Raw genomic sequence first — 888 nt, forward strand, 5'->3', positions numbered from 1 at the left:
TTGACGAAGATCTGGCCCTTGCCGTTGCCGGACGCGACGCCGAGGTCGGCTTCGCGGGCTTCGCCGGGGCCGTTGACGACGCAGCCCATGACCGCGACGCGGAGCGGGATTTCCATGCCTTCCAGGCCGGCGGTGACCTGGTCGGCGAGGGTGTAGACGTCCACCTGCGCGCGTCCGCAGGAGGGGCAGGACACGATCTCGAGTTTGCGGGGCCGCAGGTTGAGCGACTGCAGGATCTGGGTGCCGACCTTGACTTCTTCCACCGGCGGCGCGGACAGGGACACGCGGATGGTGTCGCCGATGCCCTGGCGCAGCAGCGCGCCGAACGCGACGGCGGATTTGATGGTGCCCTGGAACGCGGGCCCGGCCTCGGTGACGCCGAGGTGCAGCGGGTAGTCGCACTGCTGCGCGAGGATCTCGTAGGCCCGGACCATCACGACCGGGTCGTTGTGCTTGACCGAGATCTTGATGTCGTGGAAGTCGTGCTCGGCGAACAGCGACGCCTCCCACATCGCCGATTCGGCGAGCGCTTCCGGGGTGGCCTTGCCGTATTTCTCCAGCAGCCGCTTGTCCAGCGACCCGGCGTTGACGCCGATCCGGATCGGGGTGCCGTGGTCCTTCGCCGCCTGGGCGATTTCCTTGACCTGGTCGTCGAACTTGCGGATGTTGCCCGGGTTCACCCGCACCGCGGCGCAGCCGGCCTCGATCGCGGCGAACACGTATTTGGGCTGGAAGTGGATGTCGGCGATCACCGGGATCTGCGATTTCTTCGCGATCGCGGGCAGCGCCTCGGCGTCGTCGGCCGACGGGCACGCGACGCGCACGATGTCGCAGCCCGCCGCGGTCAATTCGGCGATCTGCTGCAGGGTGGCGTTGACGTCGGAGGTC

At 68.4% G+C, this 888-nt stretch carries 1 protein-coding gene; it reads right to left on the reverse strand.

Features of this window, described 5'->3' with window-relative positions:
• Positions 1 to 888: flavodoxin-dependent (E)-4-hydroxy-3-methylbut-2-enyl-diphosphate synthase (ispG, locus tag H4281_RS45030; RefSeq protein WP_182896957.1), on the reverse strand; the 888-nt coding region annotated here is incomplete at both ends.

This window comes from Amycolatopsis dendrobii (genome assembly GCF_014145675.1).
GTDB classification, from domain to species: Bacteria; Actinomycetota; Actinomycetes; order Mycobacteriales; family Pseudonocardiaceae; genus Amycolatopsis; species Amycolatopsis dendrobii.